The following is a 19,050-nucleotide window of genomic DNA, read 5'->3' on the forward strand; positions in this document are numbered from 1 at the left end:
GCCTTCTGCCATCAAACGCTGCGCGGCGATGCCCGGCAATTGCGCCATGCCGTGCAAATCTTCAAACGTATCGCTGAAACCTTTGTAACTGCCTTGCTGCAAAAAAGTGCGCAGGCCAATTTCAATCTTCGCTGCTTCTTTTAGTGATGAAAATTGTGCGCCGCCTTTGCGCAAGCTTTCGGCCAGCGTATAAGTATCGTTGTATTCCTGGATCAACTGTTCAATTGCAGCATCCGATGTTTGATTGATCACTTGAACCAAATCGCCAATGCCATACGTATTTACCGAAAAACCAAACTTCATTTCGGCTTCCACTTTATCGCCTTCGGTTACGGCCACAAAACGCATGTTATCGCCAAAACGCACAAACTTGGCGCCTTGCCAATCGTGCCAACCGGCAGCAGCGCGCGCCCAGGAACTGATCCCGGCATGTACTTCCGGGTCTTCAAAATGCCCGACAACCACTTTCCAGTTCAGCCGCATCCTCGAAACGATAAACCCAAACTCACGGTCGCCGTGTGCGCTTTGGTTCAGGTTCATAAAATCCATATCAATGGTTGCCCAGGGGATGTCGCGGTTAAATTGTGTATGTAAATGAAGCAGTGGTTTTTGCAGGATTTTTAAACCGCCGATCCACATTTTTGCCGGCGAAAAAGTGTGCATCCAGGCAATGATGCCGATGCAACTTTTGGCCTGGTTGGCTTTCTGGCAAATGGCGTAAATTTCTTCCGTAGTTTTCACCGTCGGTTTAAAAATTACTTTAACCGGAATTTGGGCCGAACCACCCAACGCCGCCGCAATTTGCTGCGAATGCTGCGCCACCTGGTTCAGCGTTTCTTCGCCGTATAAATGCTGGCTGCCGGTTACAAACCAAACTTCCAGTTCTTTTAAATTGATCATATTTTAGGTTTATTAAGTTTTAATTGGATAAGCAAGGACACCAATTTTTATGTGGTAAAAGAAGCATCGGTTGCAGCAAATTATTGTCCGTAGTACGCGTCTTTTCCATGCTTTCGTTCGTGATGTTTTTGAATAAGGGCAGATTTCAAGCGCGCAACTTCCGGGTTAATTTGTTCTGTGAGATAAGCCATCCGCGCAACTTCCTCCAGAACCGCACTGTTGTAAACCGCTTTTTCCGCTGTTTTTCCCCAGGTAAAAGGAGCATGGCTGCCTACCAAAACCATTTCCATTTCTTCGTAACTCATCCCTTTTTCCTGCAAACATGCCATAATCTGGAAACCGGTTTGGTGTTCGTAATTTCCTTGGATCATCAAATCGTCCATTGGTGCGGCACAAGGAATATCCTTCGTACAATGATCGGCATGCGTAGTTCCGTAAATCGGAATAGCGCGTTGCGCCTGCGCCCAGGCCGTACCATAAGTAGAATGTGTATGCGCGATACCGCCAATATTTCCCCAATGTTTGTACAAAACAGCGTGTGTTTTGGTATCGGAAGAAGGCCTGAAATTTCCTTCCACCGTATTTCCCTCAAAATCCACAATTACCATATTTTGGGGTGAAAGCTGATTGTAAGGAACACCGCTTGGTTTGATGGCAAAAACACCTTGCTCACGATCAGCCGCGCTTACATTGCCAAAAGTAAAAAGCACCAAACCTAATTTTGGAAGTTGCCTATTGGCTTCGTAAGCGCTTTGCCGGATAGCTTCGTATTTGCTCATTTTTCGGATACTGTTTTTAGGCACTAAAATTTATGGTTTGGTTTTCAATAGCTTTTCCTAAGCTGATATATTGCTGATAACGTTTGGCATAAATAGCTACATTTTCCGGATTTGGCTGATACGCCCGATCAAAACCTTGTCCCATTGCCGCCATTGCATCTTCCACTTTTGGGTAGATGCCGGCAACCGTTGCGGCAAACATTGCTGCGCCAATCGCACAGGTTTGTTCTGATTGATGGATGCGGATCGGCATGTCCATCACATCGGCCATCATCTGCATAATAAAAGGCGATTTTTTGGCAACGCCGCCCAAACCAATCAAACCTTTTACCGGCACGCCTTGCTCATTAAACCGGTCAACAATACTTTTCGCACCAAAACAAGTTGCTTCGGCCACCGCACGAAAGATGGAAGGCGCGTTGCTGCCCAAACCTAAATTGGCAATTACGCCTTTCAATTCCTGGTTGGCGTCTGGTGTTCGTCGGCCGTTCAGCCAATCTATCGCCAGTTCGCTTTTTTCGTTTAGCGGGATTTTTGCGGCTTCCTGGCTCAATTCCGGGATTATTTTATCCGTCATTTCCTGCATTAAGTTTTCGGCCGTTTGCTGATCCACAATTTTAGTGGATAAAAGAAGCATCTTCATCGGCCAAACCAGAATGCTGCGGAACCAGGCATAAGAATCGCCAAAAGCAGATTGCCCGGCTTCCATGCCCATCATCCCCGGAATAATCGAACCGGGAACTTGTCCGCAAATTCCTTTTACCAAAGTCCCGCCCACTTCTTCCATTGGCGCAACCAACATATCGCAGGTGGAAGTTCCCATCACTTTGCTTAAATAATACGGCTCGATTTGCCCGCCAACCGCACCCATGTGCGCATCAAAAGCGCCCACGCCGATTTTGACATCGGTAGATAAACCTAATTTTTCGGCCCATTCGGCACTTAAATTTCCGGCTGCAACATCAGATGGATAAGTATCTTTAAATAAACGTTCGGTAAAACCTTTTAACAACGGATCCCAGGAAGCAAAAAAATTATCAGGCGGCAATCCGCCAAATTCTGCTGCCCATAAAGCTTTGTGGCCAGCGGCACAAACGCTGCGTTTCATATCGGCAATATTTTTTCCGCCGGAGAGCAGAAACGGGACCCAATCGCAATGTTCTACCCAAGAATAACAAGCTTCTCGTACTTTTTCATCAACCCTTAAAATGTGCAATAACTTCGCCCAAAACCATTCTGAAGAATAAATGCCGCCCACAAACTGCAAATAGTTTGGCTGGTGCTTTTTGGCGTGTTCGTTCAGTTCTGCGGCTTCTTTTAATGCCGTATGGTCTTTCCAAAGCACAAACATCGCATTTGGGTTTTCTGCAAATGCGTGAAGCAAGGCAAGCGGAGTTCCGGTTTCGTCAACAGCAATAGGAGAGGAGCCGGTGGTATCAACAGAAATTGCTTTAACCGCTTCCGGTTTAACTTTTCCGGATGCTTCTTTTAGGCACTCTTTTATGGTGAACTCCAAGCCTTCCACATAATCCAGCGGATGTTGACGGAACTGGTTTAAAGGCGCATCGCAATAAAGCCCTTGCTGCCAGCGCGGATAAAAATAAACCGATGACGCCATTTCTGCCCCGTTTGCCGTGTTTACAATAACCGAACGGACAGAATCCGTTCCGTAATCTACACCGATAACATATTGCCCGTTTTCCATAAATTTAATTCGTGTTTAATTAACACTTATTTTTTTAAAAACAGAAATTTTAGGTGATTAAGGTTAATGTCGAAAAAAAATTAAAGAATAAGGCTTTCGGGGTTTGGGACGAAATTTAAAAACGACTGGAACTTATCTTTGTACTGCGTTTTGTTTAGTGTATAATAAAAAGCGCCTTTTTTCGAGTTCTCTTTGTGCTTGTCTTTTTGCCTGATAAGCAGTCCGGTTGATAATAATTTGCGGCTAAAGTTCCGCTTGTCAAAAGTAGCTGCATAAATCCCTTCGTACAGGTTTTGCAATTGCGGGATGGTAAATTTTTCGGGCAGCAGTTCAAATAAAATCGGGTGCAAAGCAGCTTTGTAGCGCAATTGCCGTTTGGCCGTTTCCACCATTTCTTCGTGGTCAAAAATCAGTTTCGGCACTTCGTTCAGCAAAAACCATTCGGCGTGGTATTTATCATTGATCTGCTTCTGGTATTTATTGATATCAATCAGCGAAAAATAAGCAATGCCAATCGTCCTTTCGATCGGGTCACGTTCCGGCGCGCCGAAACATTTCAATTGTTCCAGGTAAACGCCTTCCAGCCCGGTCAGTTCTTTCAAAATCCGGTTGGATGCATCGGCCAAACTTTCTTCGGGCTGGATAAAACCGCCCATCAAACTCCATTTTTTTGCTTCCGGCTCAAAGCCGCGCTGGATCAGCAGCAATTTAAGATGGTCTCCGTCAAAACCGAAAATAATGCAATCTACTGCTACTAAAATTCGGGTTTGTCCAAAGTATCTGATCATGAAGTTTGATGTGGAAATTGTACACAATTATGCTGATAATTTTGATTGAAATTAAAAAAAACTTTGTAAACAATTTGCTTGGGCTATGTAAACTGTTGTGCCGACAATTAAAAATTTTCCTGCTTTCGTTTCCTGATAAACCATCGGCCTTAAAACTATTGCCATTAATCTAAAAAACAAAAATTTGCTTTGCACGCTTAACCCTTATCGGCAGATGCAATACGTATAAAAATAGCAAAAGCAAATGCTGTTTTTATGCCGGTAAAAACAGTATCGGTAAAACGGATATATTTGAACAGCATGAACAGGATTTACAAAATAACAATTGCCGTACTGTTTTTAACAGCCATTAATGTGCAGGCGCAGGAATTGCAAACCAATATTTCTGTTCACGATCCGGTCATCATCAAACAGGATAGTTTGTATTATATTTTTTGCACGGGGATGGGCATCAATGATTGGTCGTCTAAAGATATGGTGCATTGGAAGCACGAAAAGCCGGTTTTTGCCGAGGCGCCACACTGGGCTTTTAATGTCGTTCCCGGTTTTGATAATGACATTTGGGCACCTGATATTTCGTATTACAACGGCCTTTACTATTTGTATTACGCGGTTTCGGCATTTGGCAAAAACACTTCGGCCATCGGCGTAGCCACCAATACAACTTTGCATACCGATGACCCGAATTATAAATGGGTTGACCATGGCAAGGTAATTCAATCTATCCCCGGAAAAAACAATTGGAATGCCATTGACCCAAACCTCATTACCGATGATGCGGGTAAACCTTACCTGGCTTTTGGCTCTTTTTGGGAGGGCTTAAAAATGGTCAGGCTTCAAAAAAACCGTTTAAAAGTAGCACAAAGCACAACAAGCCTGCCCACTATTGCCACACGGAAAAAGGTTGATGGCCAGGCAAAAAACCCGGCCGATAACCCGGTTGATGCAGGCGATAACGCAATTGAAGCGGCGTTCATCTTCCATAAAAACAACTATTATTATTTGTTTGCCTCGATTGATTACTGCTGCAGAGGCATCAACAGCACCTATAAAATGATTGTTGGCCGGGCAGAAAAAGTGGAAGGCCCATACGTGGACGAAGCCGGCACACCAATGGCACAAGGCGGCGGCACGTTGCTTTTGCAAGGCGACAAAAACTGGTACGGCGTTGGGCACAATGCTGTTTTTACCGATCAAAATACAGATTACCTGGTTTTTCACGGTTACGATGCTGCCGACGGCGGAAAACCCAAATTGAGGATCGAAAAATTAAGCTGGAATGCCGCAGGCTGGCCGGTAGTGGCTTCGCAATAAATATTTTTTTATTTTTTTCAGATACCCGTTCCGTATAAAGCTTAAAATTTCACAATAAGAAAGTTTAAAACAAATAGGATGAAAGACCAATTGAAAAAGATTTTTGTTGAAGACAAAGGCAATATCATCATCAGCCGGACACCAATTGAACGGGTAAAAGCCTTGATCGAAAAACTGTTTCCGGTGCAAACTGATAAACAATTGATCCGGGTTGGGCCAAAGCGCGATGGCGGATATGTGCTGCCCGATGACCTGGACGGCATCAAAGCGTGCTTTTCGCCGGGCGTGGATGTGATGAGTGAATTTGAAAAAGCCTGTTTTAATTATGGCATGAAATTATACATGGCTGATCGTACAGTGGACAAGCCGAATTTTGATCTGGATCCTAAAAATTACAACTTTTTAAAAAAACATATCGGCATTACCAACGATGCCGATTTTATTACTTTGGATACCTGGGTTGATACTTGTGAACCCGGAAACAGCGATTTGTTGTTGCAGATGGATATTGAAGGCGCAGAATATCCGGCTATCATTAATGCATCCAACGCTTTGTTAAACAGGTTTAGGATTATGGTTTTTGAGTTGCACCACTTGGATGAATTTTGGAACCCGCGCTTTTTTAATATGGCAGAACTGGCCATCCGAAAAATCCTGGAAACGCATACTTGTGTACATATCCATCCCAACAATTGTTGCGGCACAGAATCCAAGTATGGGCTTGAAATCCCAAGGTTTGCCGAATTTACTTTTTTAAGAAACGACCAGATCCAAGACCGGAAATTTGCAAAAGCTTTTCCGCATCCATTGGATTTTGACAACGAAAACAAAGCGCCACTGGTACTTCCAAAATGCTGGTATAAAAGTGTTTGATTGTGTTTTGGTCAGACTAACTCTAATGCCTCATACTTCTTTTACCGGTCATTTTTTCTTCACCCAAAACTCCAATTTAAAACCCTGAGTTTTACCTTTGAAAAAAGATCAGCCTGAACCATGAAACTTCAATTATTTGATTTAACCGGAAAAACAGCGCTGGTAACTGGCTGCAATCGCGGCATCGGCAAAGCTATGGCGGTTGCAATAGCCGAAGCCGGTGCTGATGTGATTGGCGTTTCGGCTTCGCTGGAATTGAAAAACAGCTTGGTAGAAAAAGAAATTTTGGCTTTAGGCCGAAAATTTAAAGCTTACCAGGCCGATTTTGCTGACCGGGAAAAACTGTACCGGTTTCTGGAAAAGCTGTTTGCCGAAAACCCAAAAATTGATATTTTGATCAACAATGCCGGGATGATTTTGCGGAAACCGGCAGCCGAACATCCCGACGAAATGTGGGACCAAGTAATGGCCGTAAACCTCGATGCGCCTTTTATTTTAGCACGGGAAGTGGGCAAAAAAATGCTGGAACAAAGTTCGGGCAAAATTATTTTTACGTGTTCTTTGCTTACGTTTCAGGGCGGCATTACCGTTCCGGGATATGCGGCCAGCAAAGGCGCTTTGGGCAGTTTGATCAAAGCTTTGGCCAATGAATGGGCCGCAAAAGGTATCAACGTAAACGGCATTGCGCCTGGTTACATCGCCACGGACAACACCGAAGCCTTGCGGAACGACCCGGAAAGGAGTGCCTCCATTTTGTCCCGCATCCCGGCCGGTCGTTGGGGCGAAGCAGAAGATTTTAAAGGCCCGGCCGTTTTCCTGGCTTCTGCCGCTGCGGATTATGTGCATGGAACCATTTTAACTGTGGACGGCGGCTGGATGGGGCGCTGATTTTTTACCGATAAAAGAAGTATCAAAATAATGGAAATAAGATTTCAAAACAGTCCGAAAGAAACCAGCCGGATGAATACTGAAGAGTTACGCGCAAACTTTCTCGCACAAAATCTGGTGCAAAATGATGCGGTAAAAACAGTATACTCGCATTACGATCGTGTAATCATCGGCGGAGCCAAACCCGTAAACCAAACTTTAAAACTGGAAAACCACCCGGAACTACGCGCCGAATATTTTTTGGAACGACGGGAAATCGGCATCATCAATGTTGGCGGTGCCGGAAAAGTGGAAGCGGATGGCGCAACTTTCGACCTGGAAAAATTAAGCTGTTTGTATTTGGGAAAAGGGACAAAAGAGGTTAGTTTTTCAAGCAGCAACCCAAGCGAACCTGCCGTGTTTTACCTGCTTTCGTCGCCGGCGCATCAAACTTATCCTGCCCAAAAAATGACGAAAGACGAAGCCTCTCCCGGAACAATGGGTTCGGTAGAAACCGCAAACGAACGGACGATTTACCGTTATATTCATTTGGATGGCATCAAAAGCAGCCAATTGGTAATGGGCTTGACCATTTTAAAAACCGGCAGCGTTTGGAACACCATGCCCGCACACACACATACACGCCGTATGGAAGCCTACTTTTATTTCGATGTGCCGCCAGAACACCGCGTGATTCATTTGATGGGCGAACCCACCGAAACCCGGCACTTGCTGGTGGCCAACCACGAAGCTATTATTTCTCCGCCCTGGTCAATCCACTCCGGTTGCGGCACGGCAAACTATGGTTTTATCTGGGGGATGGCCGGCGAAAACCTGGTTTACAGCGATATGGATGGAGTTGCCATTGGTGATTTGCGCTGATGCTGTTTTTACCGGCATAAAATAAATTCGACTCTTTGTTTAAAAAAACTTTATTTATTGAAATTATTTTTTTTCTATATTTAGTCGCCCGTCCTTGCCTTTACACATCCGCAGCTTTAGCCTTTTTCAACTTGGAAAAAACGAACTGATGAGAAAAATTTCGCCAATTCTTCTTCTCCTGATTCTGGTTAATTTGATTGGCCATGCACAACTGCAGCAAAACTTTCCACAATTAAAAACTTTTCAGCAAACGTTGGCCGGTTTAACTGTGCAGTTTGCCCTTCCAAGAGATTTTAGGGAGATAAAAACAGTACATACAGCCGATCTGGATGTTGATTATGCCATGGAACTGCCGAACGAAAACTTCCAAGTTTGGTTTATGCTGAAAAATTTGCAGCAGCAACGCGTCAAGTTAAAAGTATTTGAAGACGCCTCAAAAACAGCCACCAGTACGCCTGATTCGCTTTACAAATCCATCGCTACAGCTACGGCCATCGCTTTAGCCGGAAAAAACAACTACACCGTTAAGGCTCTGCCGCCCGAAGCTTTGGCTTTGTTCAATGCCAATGAAGGACAATCCTACCTGCTCAGCTTGTACAATACGCCCATCACCAACCGTTGCAAATATGGCCTGCTCATTTGTTTGCAAAAGCGCGGTGCAGGCAGTGTTTCCATGCTTTTTTTAAGCAATGATAATGGGCCGAATTTTTATAAAAATGTAAATAAAGCCTGTTACTCCGTCCGGTTTAACTGATACTGTTTTTATCGGCATAAATTTATCCACATTCTGTAGCATTTATCAAGATATTGCTTCTTTTATAAGGTAAAATAATTAGATTTTTAATAAATTTGTGCTAAAATTAGTAGCAAATTTATGATGCCGGCAACTCCATCAAATCAAAATAATTCCGTTAATTACAGTGAAGACAGTATCCGTTCGCTCGATTGGAAGGAGCATATCCGGTTGCGGCCGGGCATGTACATCGGTAAATTAGGCGACGGTTCTGCTTACGACGACGGGATTTATGTTTTGCTGAAAGAAATTGTAGATAACTCGATTGATGAGTTTGTGATGGGCGCAGGCCGGACCATAGACATCAATTTAAGCGAACATAAAATTGCTGTTCGAGATTATGGGCGGGGAATTCCGTTAGGAAAAGTGATTGATTGCGTTTCCAAGATCAACACCGGCGGAAAATACGACAGCAAAGCTTTCCAGAAATCGGTTGGTTTAAATGGTGTTGGAACGAAAGCTGTAAATGCGTTGTCCAACAATTTTATCGTTCAATCTTATCGCGATAACCGCACAAAAATTGCCGAATTTAGCAAAGGCGAATTGCTGCGCGAAGAAGAAAAAGATACGACGCAGCGCAACGGAACGGCGATCAGCTTTTTGCCGGACGATACGATTTTCCGTCATTACCGCTTTATCCCGGAGTTTGCGGAGAACATGATTTGGAATTATGTTTTCCTAAATGCCGGTTTAACCATCAATTTTAACGGACAAAAATATTTTTCTGAAAAAGGTTTGCACGATCTTTTGGTTCGGAATACCGATGCCGAAAATTTGCGCTATCCAATTATCCATTTAAAAGGCGAGGATATCGAAATCGCGATGACGCACGGGCAGCAATACGGCGAAGAATATTATTCTTTCGTAAACGGCCAGCACACCACGCAAGGCGGTACGCACCAGGCCGCTTTTCGGGAAGCGGTTGTAAAAACCATCCGCGAGTTTTACAAAAAAGAGTTTGATGCGGCGGATGTACGTGCTTCTATTGTGGCTGCGGTTTCCATCCGGGTGCAAGAACCGGTTTTCGAATCGCAAACCAAAACCAAATTAGGTTCGCAAAATATTGCCGAAGACGGGCCTTCTGTCCGGGGTTTTATCAATGATTTTGTAAAAAAAGCACTGGACGATCATCTGCATAAAAACCCGGCAACGGCAGATGGTTTATTGAAACGTATTTTACAATCAGAACGTGAACGAAAAGACATTGCCGGAATCAAAAAACTGGCCAACGAACGTGCCAAAAAAGCTTCGTTACACAACAAAAAACTGCGCGATTGCAAGCTGCATTTTGAAGATACACACGAGCGGAAACAAGATACAACTTTGTTTATTACGGAAGGCGATTCGGCCAGCGGTTCCATCACCAAATCGCGCGATGTGCAAACGCAGGCTGTTTTTAGTTTGAAAGGAAAACCTTTGAACTGCTTTGGCCTCACCAAAAAAGTAGTTTATGAAAATGAGGAATTTAATTTGCTGCAACATGCGCTTAATATTGAAGATGGTTTGGATGGCTTGCGCTACAACAACATCGTTATCGCAACCGATGCCGATGTGGACGGCATGCACATCCGGTTGCTGTTGATGACCTTTTTTCTGCAATTTTTCCCGGATCTGGTCAAAGCTGGTCATGTTTCTATTTTGCAAACGCCGCTTTTTCGCGTCCGCAATAAAAAGGAAACGATTTATTGTTACAGCGACGAAGAACGCCAGCGCGCCATTAACAAGCTGGGCAACAAACCGGAAATTACCCGTTTTAAAGGTTTGGGTGAGATTTCGCCGGAAGAGTTCGGTTTGTTTATCGGGAAAGATATCCGCTTGGATCCGGTGTTGTTGAAAGAAGCGAACATCAAATCTTTGCTGGAATATTTTATGGGGAAGAATACGCCTGATAGGCAGCAACATATTATTCAAAATTTACGGGTTGAGGTTGATATTTTGGAGGAGGAAGTGGTTTGATGATAGTTTTATTTCCCTGGGATTGAAGATATAGGATTAAAATCCTTAGATAGAGTTTATTTAATAGTTACTACACAAAGTTAGACCTCGTAACGCATGCTTTTTTTATTAAAAATAGTATTTTAGGCGAGACTTAAATTTTTCAAATATGCAAAAAGTCATTATTGTTAACTTGAATTCCAGAGAAATATCAACGCAATTTGATTTCAATGAAATTGAAATACCTTCTGTTAATGATGCTTTGGAAGAAGGTTATAGCGTTTCACAGCTAATTCCAGTATTAAAACAAGCAGATGTAACGGGATATTATTCATTAATTTTTGTGTTGGATAAATCTGAAAAATAACATTTATGAAAAAACTATTACTACTACTGTTTTTACTGCCTCTTTTTTATAGTTGTGGTTCTGACGATAGTTCAGAATCAACGGAAAATATAACTGCATATGAAAAAATGCACGTTGTTTTTACTGATAAGCCATCGGAAGAAACTATTAGCAAATTAATGAATCCTATTTTGACCAATTATAGTTTGCCTATCGATGAGGAACACGAAGAAAAATTTGCAAGTGCTTTAGTTTCGATGAAGCAACAAAGTGCTGTCGGCGTAACTGAAATGGAAATTTTAAAATACATGTATCAACATCCCGATGCTTCTTCATCTTTACCTGAAGCAATTGGTAAGGCGGCTACTATTTTAGAAATGAGAAAATAAACCTTCCGCTTGTCAGGTTTGCAATTCCGTCCGCTGAGCTGTGGATTTCCATTTAAGGTCTGAAAATAAGTTTGAAATTTACCCCATAAAAAAAGTATCCCTATTTCCGTAAGAATGCTTCTTTTATCGCCTAAAAAATCGGGCTTAGCTAAACACGGTAGAAACATTAGCTCATGATTTACGGTAGCCAAAAATTCCCGGTTAGATAAAATACCGTATCTATAAAATATAAAATGCCATTCCTTGTCAATACATTTTCATCGTGCAAGTCTTATAAATAATTCCCAGCTCGGCATTATAGTAATCATTATTGCGAGTGTTTTCGAAACGGTTTAATGTTAAGAATTTTTTAACCTGGTCTAAGTCTGTTGTTGCAGTAATCGCAACATACGATTGTTGAACGGCAGCATATATTGTGTTGTTAGCTTTTGTAAACCCGAGTAGCTTGTAAGCCGTGTCAGGAAAGAAATAGTTCTGAAGTAGCAAGTTGTGCAAATAATCTTGCCAAGAGGTATAGTATATAGAATCATTTAACTTTAAAACATGCTCTGTGTCCTTCAGATATACTTTTTGTTCTGCACCTTCACTTACATATTTAGAAAAGTCAATTTCAGCTATCCAAAAATCATTTTGTGTAATAAAATCTTCTAATCTCTTTGTTTCTTCACTTTTGAAACGCTTTGTGTCTTCAATTGCTGAATTTGTTTTTTCGCCATCTTTAAGGTAACTGGCAATTGTTTGGATAATTGTTCCAAACCTAACTTGGCTCTTTCCTGAAAGGACATTATGTAATTCATATTTTAAATTGTTTTGCACAAACCAGTATAAAGATTTTTTTCACCTATTGCGATAGGCAACTGCTCAATTTATAAGAATATTTTTGTTAATAGTCATTAAAGTTAGATAATTTTAGAGACATAAGAAAATAACTCACCTTAACCTGTTTACTATAACTCACCAAAATTTACCTCCTAAAAGAAGCATCAATAATTGTATCTTCATTAAACCTTTTATCACCAACATGAAAAGATATTTTACCACGCTAATGGTATTGCTTCTGGCCGTTTCGCTTCGGGCACAAACTCAAAATTACGTTTCAACAAAACAAAATCTCGAAGCCCGTAACTGGTTCAGCAATAACAAATATGGTTTGTTTATTCATTGGGGGCCGTTTAGTATTCCGGGCGATGGCGAATGGGTGATGAATAACCGAAACATTACGGTTAAAAATTACACGCGGCTGGAGCGCTTTTTTAATCCGGTTGATTTTAACGCTGCTGATTGGGTTTCGATGGCGAAGAATGGCGGCATGAAATACATTACGCTGATTACGCGCCATCATGATGGTTTCAGCATGTTTGATACCAAATTTTCGGATTTCAACATCATGCACACGCCTTACAAAAAGGATATTGTAAAGCAAATGGCTGATGAATGCCACCAGCAAGGCATCAAGCTGTTTTTATATTATTCTTTATTGGATTGGCGCAGAGAAGATTACCAATACTGGACCGGTCGCACAGGCAAAGGAACCGGTCGTAAAGTAAAAGGAAACTGGGACGATTACATAAAATTTATGAAAAACCAGTTAACCGAACTTTTAACCAATTATGGCGAAATTGGTGGGATTTGGTTTGATGGCTATTGGGACCAGATGGATGCGGAGAGTAAAGATCGTAAACCAGAACCTCGTGCAGATTGGCACATGCGCGAAATTTACGATCTGATCCATCAATTGCAGCCGCAATGTTTAATCGGAAACAATCACCATATGACACCATTGGCCGGAGAAGATTTCCAAATGTTTGAGCAGGATTTACCTGGAGAAAATACAAATGGATTAAGTTTTCAGAAAATTTCTGATTTGCCGTTAGAAACTTGTGCCACCATTAACAACAGTTGGGGTTTTAATCTCACGGATACTACTTACAAAACGCCGGCACAAATTGTAAACCTTTTGGTAAGATCAGCAGGAAATGGCGGTAATTTATTGTTGAACATCGGGCCGATGCCAAACGGCGAAATCCAGCCGGAGTTTAAAGACCGGATTAGTTGGATGGGAAACTGGCTAAAAACTTATGGCGAAAGCGTTTATAATACCAAAGGCGGTTATATCAGGCCACAAAAGTGGGGTTGCTTAACGCAGGCGGCTGGCAAAGTGTACGTGCATCCATTAAATCCTTTGGGAGATCAAATTACTTTGGAGAATGTAAATTTTAAGCAGGTAAAAAAAGCATACTTGTTAAAAACCAAGCAAAGTTTGAAAGTTACTTTGAAAAATAAAACACTACAAGTTCCGGTTTTACAGCCAACGGCAAATGATCCGGATTCGGTAGTTGTGCTGGAAGTGGCGAAGTAACCAAACTTTTACCCCATAAAAAAAGCATCCCTATTTCCGTAAGAATGCTTCTTTTATCGCCTAAAAATTAGGCTTAGTTAAACACGGTAGAAACATTGGTGATTTTCCAACCGGCCCCGGTATCTGTCATCGTTACATAATTAATGCGGGCAAAGTTTTCGTACTTCATTTGTACTTTGTAAACAACCAGGTTGCCGGTGTTTTCTACAATTTGGGAAGTGGTTTTGCAGTTTTGTTCTACGTTTTGCTGGCCTTTCAGGCTTTCTAAAATATCGTTTTTGCTAAAGCTTAAAATCTTTTGTCCGCGGGTTTGGGAAAATTTGGCGCTGTCGTCAACCACTTCGGCCAAGCCATCAAAACGGCCGTGGGCAAAAGCATCAACATAAGCGGCAATGGCATAACGCATGGTTAATTTTTCGTTTGCATTTGGTTCGGCTGCTTTGGTAAAATTGTAAGTTACAGTAAGCAACAAAGCGATGATGGCGGTTTTGATAGTAGTTTTCATGATGTTTAATTTTTAAGTTTTTATGTTGTTTTGGTAGATAGACGTCGACAGTAACCAGTTCGTTACACCAAAACTGATTAATATTTTGTTAAATAATTGTAGGAAGAAATAGCGCAGAAAAAATAGGGATAAAAACAGCATGGCAACCGTGGGTAATGCTGCCCCGAAATATACTGCGATCACTTATATTTGTATCTTTTTTAGCCAATACCGAATGAATGACGATTTAAGTCAGCAAAACGAACAGCTTTCTAATGTAACTTCCCTTTCGGGATTGTACGAAAACTGGTTTTTGGATTATGCTTCTTATGTAATCCTGGACCGTGCCGTGCCGCATATCCACGACGGGTTGAAGCCCGTGCAACGCCGTATCCTGCATTCTTTAAAGGAAATGGACGATGGGCGTTTTAACAAAGCCGCCAATGTCATCGGCAACACCATGAAATATCATCCGCATGGTGATGCTTCTATTGGCGATGCCATGGTGCAAATCGGACAAAAAAACCTGTTGATTGATTGCCAGGGAAACTGGGGCGATCCCGTAACCGGCGATTCTGCCGCTGCGCCGCGTTACATCGAAGCGCGATTGTCCAAATTTGCGCTGGAAGTTGTTTTTAATCCCGATACCACCGAATGGCAATCCAGTTATGATGGCCGCAATAAAGAACCGGTTACGCTGCCTGTTAAATTTCCATTGCTGTTGGCGCAAGGTGCCGAAGGTATTGCCGTTGGTTTGGCCACCAAAGTGATGCCGCATAATTTTATCGAACTAATTGATGCTTCGATAGAAATACTAAAAGGAGAACGCCCAAATTTGCTGCCCGATTTTCCGACTGGCGGTTTGGCGGATTGTTCGGCTTATAACGAAGGCCAACGCGGCGGAAAAATCCGAATCCGGGCCAAAATAGAAGAGCGCGATAAAAAAACGCTGGCCATTACCGAAGTCCCGTTTTCAACCACCACCGGAAGTTTGATTGACAGCGTGATTGCAGCCAACGACAAAGGCAAAATCCGCATTAAAAAAATTGAAGATAATACGGCAAAAGATGTAGAGATCATTATTCATCTCGCGCCTGGGATTTCGCCGGATGTTACGATTGATGCGTTGTATGCTTTTACCGATTGCGAGGTTTCCATCTCCCCAAATACTTGCGTGATCAAGGACGATAAACCGCACTTTATGAGTGTGAACGACATCCTGACGGAGAGTACTGTTTTTACTCGTGAATTATTGAAACAGGAACTGGAAATCCGGTTGGCGGAATTGAAAGAGAAGATTTTCTTTAGTTCGCTGCTCAAAATTTTCATTCAGCAAGGCATGTACAAGCATCCGGATTACGAAACTTCCGGGAACTTTGAAGCCGTTGTAAAAGTGTTGTACAAACTTTTCGAACCGTTTTTGCCGCAGCTTTACCGCGAGATTTTGCCCGAAGATTTTAAAAAGCTGATTGATAAACCGATGAGCAGCATCACGCGCTTTGACGTGAAGAAAGCGGACGAGCAGATGAAATCGCTGGAAAATGAAATCAAGGAAGTCAACAATCACCTGAAACATCTCACGGATTACGCCATTGACTGGTTCCAAAAACTTAAAGAAAAGTTTGGCAAAGGCCGCGAATGCAAAACCGAACTGCGCACTTTTGACCGGGTAGAAGCCGCACAAGTTGCTTTGGCCAATGTAAAAATCTATTTAAACCGCGCTGATGGTTTTGTAGGAACTGCCTTGAAAAAAGATGAATTTGTAGGCGATTGCTCTGATCTGGATGAAATTATTGTTTTCCGGGAAGATGGTAAGTTCCTGGTTACCAAAGTGCAGGAAAAGGTTTTTGTGGGGAAAGATATTATCTACGCAGGCATCTTTAAAAAGAACGACGAACGCACGGTTTACAATTTGATTTACAAAGACGGCGAAACCGGTACTGCTTTTATCAAGCGTTTTTTTGTACAAGGCATCACGCGAGACCGGGAATACGATTTGACCAAAGGAACGAAAGGTACTAAAACGCTGTATTTTACCCACAATCCAAACGGTGAGGCCGAAGTTGTGAACGTGCAATTGAAACCGCACCCGAAATTGAAGCGGTTAAATTTTGATCTCAATTTTGCAGATGTTGCCATTAAAGGCCGAAGTTCGCTGGGCAATGTGGTTACCAAATATCCGATCAAAAAAATCACCTTAAAAACGAAAGGAATTTCCACGCTTTCCGGCCGGAAGATTTGGTATGATGAAGTGCTGAAACGATTGAACGTAGATGGCCGCGGAACTTTTTTGGGCGAGTTTGACGGCGAAGACAAGATATTAAAAGTGTTGAGCAACGGCATTTGTGAAATCACCAGCTTCGACCTGACCAACCATTTTGAAGATAAAATGATCAGGATCGAAAAGTACAATCCCGACCAGGTTTACACGGTGGTGCATTACGAAGGCAAGCTGAAAAACTATTTTGTAAAACGTTTTACCTTTGAAAATATGGTGATTGGCAAACCGGTTAATTTGATCAGCGATGAAAGCGGTTCTAAAATGATTTTGATTTCGGGCGCATCGCAACCGGTGGTTAAAGTAGAATTGCTGAAAGGAAAAGCGCATATTTCGGAAACAACGGAATTGAACCTGGCCGATTTGATTGATGTAAAAGGCATCAAAGCGCAGGGAAACCGGCTTTCTCCGCATGAAATCAAAAGTATTGTGTTGATTGCCGAGCATGATGATGAAGAAGATGTACCGGACCCGGTTGCAGAAGTTTCTTTAAAAGAGATCGTTTTGGAAGAACACAAGGAAGAAGAAGCCGAAAAAGAATTGCCGCAGAAAGAGGAACCTTTGGTTAAACCTGCCAAAAAGATTGAACTGGAAATTACCAACCCGGAAGACGTGGACTTAAAAAGTAAAGGGCAGTTGCCGTTGTTTTGATGCTTCTTTTATCGGGTAAATTTTAGTCTCTGGTTTCGCTATGCGAACCGAAAATATAACCTAAAATTGCCGTTAAAATAGGCAGCAGCATATTCAGTAAAACCATTTGGCTGATTTGAATAATGAAATCGCGAGAAGCTTTATTGTTTTCCTGCGCCAATTGGATCAGCCTGAAATTTCGGTTAAACGTGCTGTCGGTTAAATTGCCCTGGCTGCCCAAATCTATCTTCGGTATGTTGTTGGGTTTTTGAAGCAAGATGTAAAAGATCAGGAAAATTAAAAATATGCTGATGATGGCCAGCACGATACGTGCCAAATGATAGCCAATACGCGATTTTGGATCAAGTTTGCTGACCTGCGGTTTTAGCTCTTCTAAAACAACTGATTGACCGGCATGCTCCGTTGGAATATTGTTTAAATTAATGGGTGCTCCTGTTGCAAAAGGCTGGTCCATCGCCGTTTATTTTAAAGTTTTTATTTTTTCTAAAATATCCGTAACCACTTTTCGCGGGTCGCCGCCATGTTCATCCACACTGATTAAAGTACGCCCTTTTTGTACTTCCGAAACGACCCAATTGTATAAAGTCAGCGCATCGGTTGTTAATTTGGTATCTTCATTAACACCGGTTTTGCTTTTCAATAAATCCATAAAATCCTGATTCACGGATAATCTTACTTCAGCCATAATGATGGTTTTTATTTGTTATAAAGTTAAGCAATTAGCTAAGTATTTTTGTAAATAGAAAGTTTGTTTTACCTGATGCTTCTTTTACCCCATAAAAAACATCGCTTTGTTTAAAGCGATAATGGCTTTGGCAAAATCTTCGCGGGCAATTAAAAATTGGATGTTTACTTTCCGCAACGAAAAACCACAGCTTTTGATGTTGATGCCTTCGTTGGCCAAACCGGTTGCAGATTTGGCCAGTAAGCCCGGCTGGTCAATGTTAGAACCGATGATGCAAACCATCGCAGCTTGCTCTACCGTTATTTTTTCAAACTTTTCTTCCAGTTCGTTGAACAGCGATTGCTTAAAATCTTTCTCCCAAATTACCACGGTAATACTGTTGGCACTGGTTGCTTTATAGCTATAACTCACCCCGTGTTTGAAAAAAACTTGCATGATTTGTAAATCCGAACCAACATGGCCCACCATCAGCGGGTCATAAATGTCGAGGATCATTACTTTATCGGTCCCGGTTATTACTTCAACCCGCTTTTTCTCCGAAACATAATCCTGCGTAATCAGCGTTCCGGGATGTTCCGGCTCGAAAGTATTCTTGATGCGCAGGTTAATATTATTGATTTCCAAAGGTTTAGAAGCTTTTGGATGGATGGCTTCCATGCCAATATCCGCTAATTGATCGGCTACATCATAATTGGTAAAACCAACGGGCTGGCAATGATCCAAGCCAACCAGCATCGGGTCGGCCGTACATAAATGGTATTCTTTATGGATAATTGCTTCCTGTGGTTTTACCGCAACCGCAATTTTGCTAAAGGTAACTTCAGAATAGCCGCGGTCAAATTCGCGCATAATCCCTTCGGTCCCTTTGGCGTAGCCGGTAACAATACAAATGGTTTTGCCGAAATCAATATCCTTAAAAGCTTCGCGGATACGCTGGTCAATGGTGTAATATTGGTGGTCGTCAAATCCGCTTAAATCAATACAAGTAGCATTGATGCGGTTGTTTTGCAGGATGTTGGTAA

The 19,050-nt window shown here is 42.2% G+C and carries 19 protein-coding genes and 1 pseudogene; 10 read left to right on the forward strand and 10 right to left on the reverse strand.

The features are described from left to right. The 4 genes and pseudogenes from Q0192_RS07570 to Q0192_RS07585 form a co-directional block, all read right to left on the reverse strand. A pseudogene (locus Q0192_RS07570) lies at positions 1–900 on the reverse strand (L-arabinose isomerase); the annotation flags it as partial. Between the two features lie 80 nt (positions 901–980). Further along, positions 981–1,679 (reverse strand): L-ribulose-5-phosphate 4-epimerase, encoded by a 699-nt coding sequence (locus tag Q0192_RS07575; RefSeq protein WP_299288437.1) that lies wholly within the window; start codon positions 1,677–1,679, stop codon positions 981–983. Positions 1,680–1,695: 16 nt separating this feature from the next. Beyond that, positions 1,696–3,384, reverse strand: coding sequence for a ribulokinase (locus tag Q0192_RS07580; protein ID WP_299288440.1), 1,689 nt, complete (start codon positions 3,382–3,384; stop codon positions 1,696–1,698). 80 nt (positions 3,385–3,464) lie between these two features. Beyond that, positions 3,465–4,172 (reverse strand): NUDIX domain-containing protein, encoded by a 708-nt coding sequence (locus Q0192_RS07585; RefSeq protein ID WP_299288443.1) that lies wholly within the window; start codon positions 4,170–4,172, stop codon positions 3,465–3,467. A 300-nt stretch (positions 4,173–4,472) separates the two neighbouring features. Between Q0192_RS07585 and Q0192_RS07590 the strand changes: the two genes are divergently transcribed. From Q0192_RS07590 to Q0192_RS07625, 8 genes are all read left to right on the forward strand, one after another. Then, on the forward strand, positions 4,473–5,486 hold the full coding sequence (locus Q0192_RS07590) for a family 43 glycosylhydrolase (protein WP_299288446.1): 1,014 nt from the start codon (positions 4,473–4,475) through the stop codon (positions 5,484–5,486). Positions 5,487–5,564: 78 nt separating this feature from the next. Continuing rightward, a complete protein-coding gene (locus Q0192_RS07595; RefSeq protein WP_299288449.1) occupies positions 5,565–6,359 on the forward strand; it encodes an FkbM family methyltransferase in 795 nt (264 codons plus the stop codon). 120 nt (positions 6,360–6,479) lie between these two features. Beyond that, a complete protein-coding gene (locus Q0192_RS07600; protein WP_299288452.1) occupies positions 6,480–7,247 on the forward strand; it encodes an SDR family NAD(P)-dependent oxidoreductase in 768 nt (255 codons plus the stop codon). A gap of 30 nt (positions 7,248–7,277) precedes the next feature. Continuing rightward, positions 7,278–8,108, forward strand: a complete 831-nt coding sequence (gene kduI, locus Q0192_RS07605; RefSeq protein ID WP_299288454.1) for a 5-dehydro-4-deoxy-D-glucuronate isomerase — start codon at positions 7,278–7,280, stop codon at positions 8,106–8,108. Between the two features lie 148 nt (positions 8,109–8,256). Continuing rightward, entirely contained in the window at positions 8,257–8,862 is a 606-nt protein-coding gene (locus Q0192_RS07610; RefSeq protein WP_299288457.1) for a hypothetical protein, read from the forward strand. A gap of 120 nt (positions 8,863–8,982) precedes the next feature. Continuing rightward, entirely contained in the window at positions 8,983–10,857 is a 1,875-nt protein-coding gene (locus Q0192_RS07615) for a DNA topoisomerase IV subunit B (RefSeq protein WP_299288460.1), read from the forward strand. A gap of 148 nt (positions 10,858–11,005) precedes the next feature. Beyond that, on the forward strand, positions 11,006–11,203 hold the full coding sequence (locus Q0192_RS07620; protein WP_299288463.1) for a hypothetical protein: 198 nt from the start codon (positions 11,006–11,008) through the stop codon (positions 11,201–11,203). 5 nt (positions 11,204–11,208) lie between these two features. Further along, on the forward strand, positions 11,209–11,571 hold the full coding sequence (locus tag Q0192_RS07625; RefSeq protein WP_299288465.1) for a hypothetical protein: 363 nt from the start codon (positions 11,209–11,211) through the stop codon (positions 11,569–11,571). Between the two features lie 178 nt (positions 11,572–11,749). Here Q0192_RS07625 and Q0192_RS18740 read toward each other — a convergent pair whose 3' ends face one another. Continuing rightward, positions 11,750–11,839 (reverse strand): hypothetical protein, encoded by a 90-nt coding sequence (locus Q0192_RS18740; RefSeq protein ID WP_366518144.1) that lies wholly within the window; start codon positions 11,837–11,839, stop codon positions 11,750–11,752. Next, positions 11,818–12,387 carry a hypothetical protein gene (locus tag Q0192_RS07630; protein WP_299288467.1) on the reverse strand — a complete coding sequence of 190 codons (570 nt, stop codon included), beginning with the start codon at positions 12,385–12,387 and terminating at the stop codon, positions 11,818–11,820. The genes Q0192_RS18740 and Q0192_RS07630 overlap by 22 nt, the downstream gene beginning before the upstream one ends. Positions 12,388–12,592: 205 nt before the next feature. Between Q0192_RS07630 and Q0192_RS07635 the strand changes: the two genes are divergently transcribed. Continuing rightward, positions 12,593–13,930, forward strand: a complete 1,338-nt coding sequence (locus tag Q0192_RS07635) for an alpha-L-fucosidase (protein WP_299288468.1) — start codon at positions 12,593–12,595, stop codon at positions 13,928–13,930. Positions 13,931–14,003: 73 nt separating this feature from the next. Here the strand turns inward: Q0192_RS07635 and Q0192_RS07640 are convergent, their stop codons facing one another. Further along, positions 14,004–14,435: a nuclear transport factor 2 family protein gene (locus Q0192_RS07640; RefSeq protein ID WP_299288471.1), complete on the reverse strand. Its 432-nt coding sequence runs from the start codon at positions 14,433–14,435 to the stop codon at positions 14,004–14,006. A 214-nt stretch (positions 14,436–14,649) separates the two neighbouring features. Here Q0192_RS07640 and Q0192_RS07645 point away from each other — a divergent pair, with 214 nt between their 5' ends. Continuing rightward, positions 14,650–17,343, forward strand: a complete 2,694-nt coding sequence (locus Q0192_RS07645; protein ID WP_299288483.1) for a DNA gyrase/topoisomerase IV subunit A — start codon at positions 14,650–14,652, stop codon at positions 17,341–17,343. A 22-nt stretch (positions 17,344–17,365) separates the two neighbouring features. Here the strand turns inward: Q0192_RS07645 and Q0192_RS07650 are convergent, their stop codons facing one another. From Q0192_RS07650 to Q0192_RS07660, 3 genes are all read right to left on the reverse strand, one after another. Then, positions 17,366–17,797 carry a hypothetical protein gene (locus Q0192_RS07650; protein WP_299288474.1) on the reverse strand — a complete coding sequence of 144 codons (432 nt, stop codon included), beginning with the start codon at positions 17,795–17,797 and terminating at the stop codon, positions 17,366–17,368. A 6-nt stretch (positions 17,798–17,803) separates the two neighbouring features. Then, a complete protein-coding gene (locus Q0192_RS07655; protein ID WP_299288477.1) occupies positions 17,804–18,028 on the reverse strand; it encodes a hypothetical protein in 225 nt (74 codons plus the stop codon). An 84-nt stretch (positions 18,029–18,112) separates the two neighbouring features. After that, positions 18,113–19,050, reverse strand: a 938-nt coding sequence (locus tag Q0192_RS07660) for an aspartate kinase (RefSeq protein WP_299288480.1), incomplete at its 5' end; no start/stop codon positions are given.

Source organism: uncultured Mucilaginibacter sp. (assembly GCF_937859865.1).
Lineage (GTDB): Bacteria > Bacteroidota > Bacteroidia > Sphingobacteriales > Sphingobacteriaceae > Mucilaginibacter_A.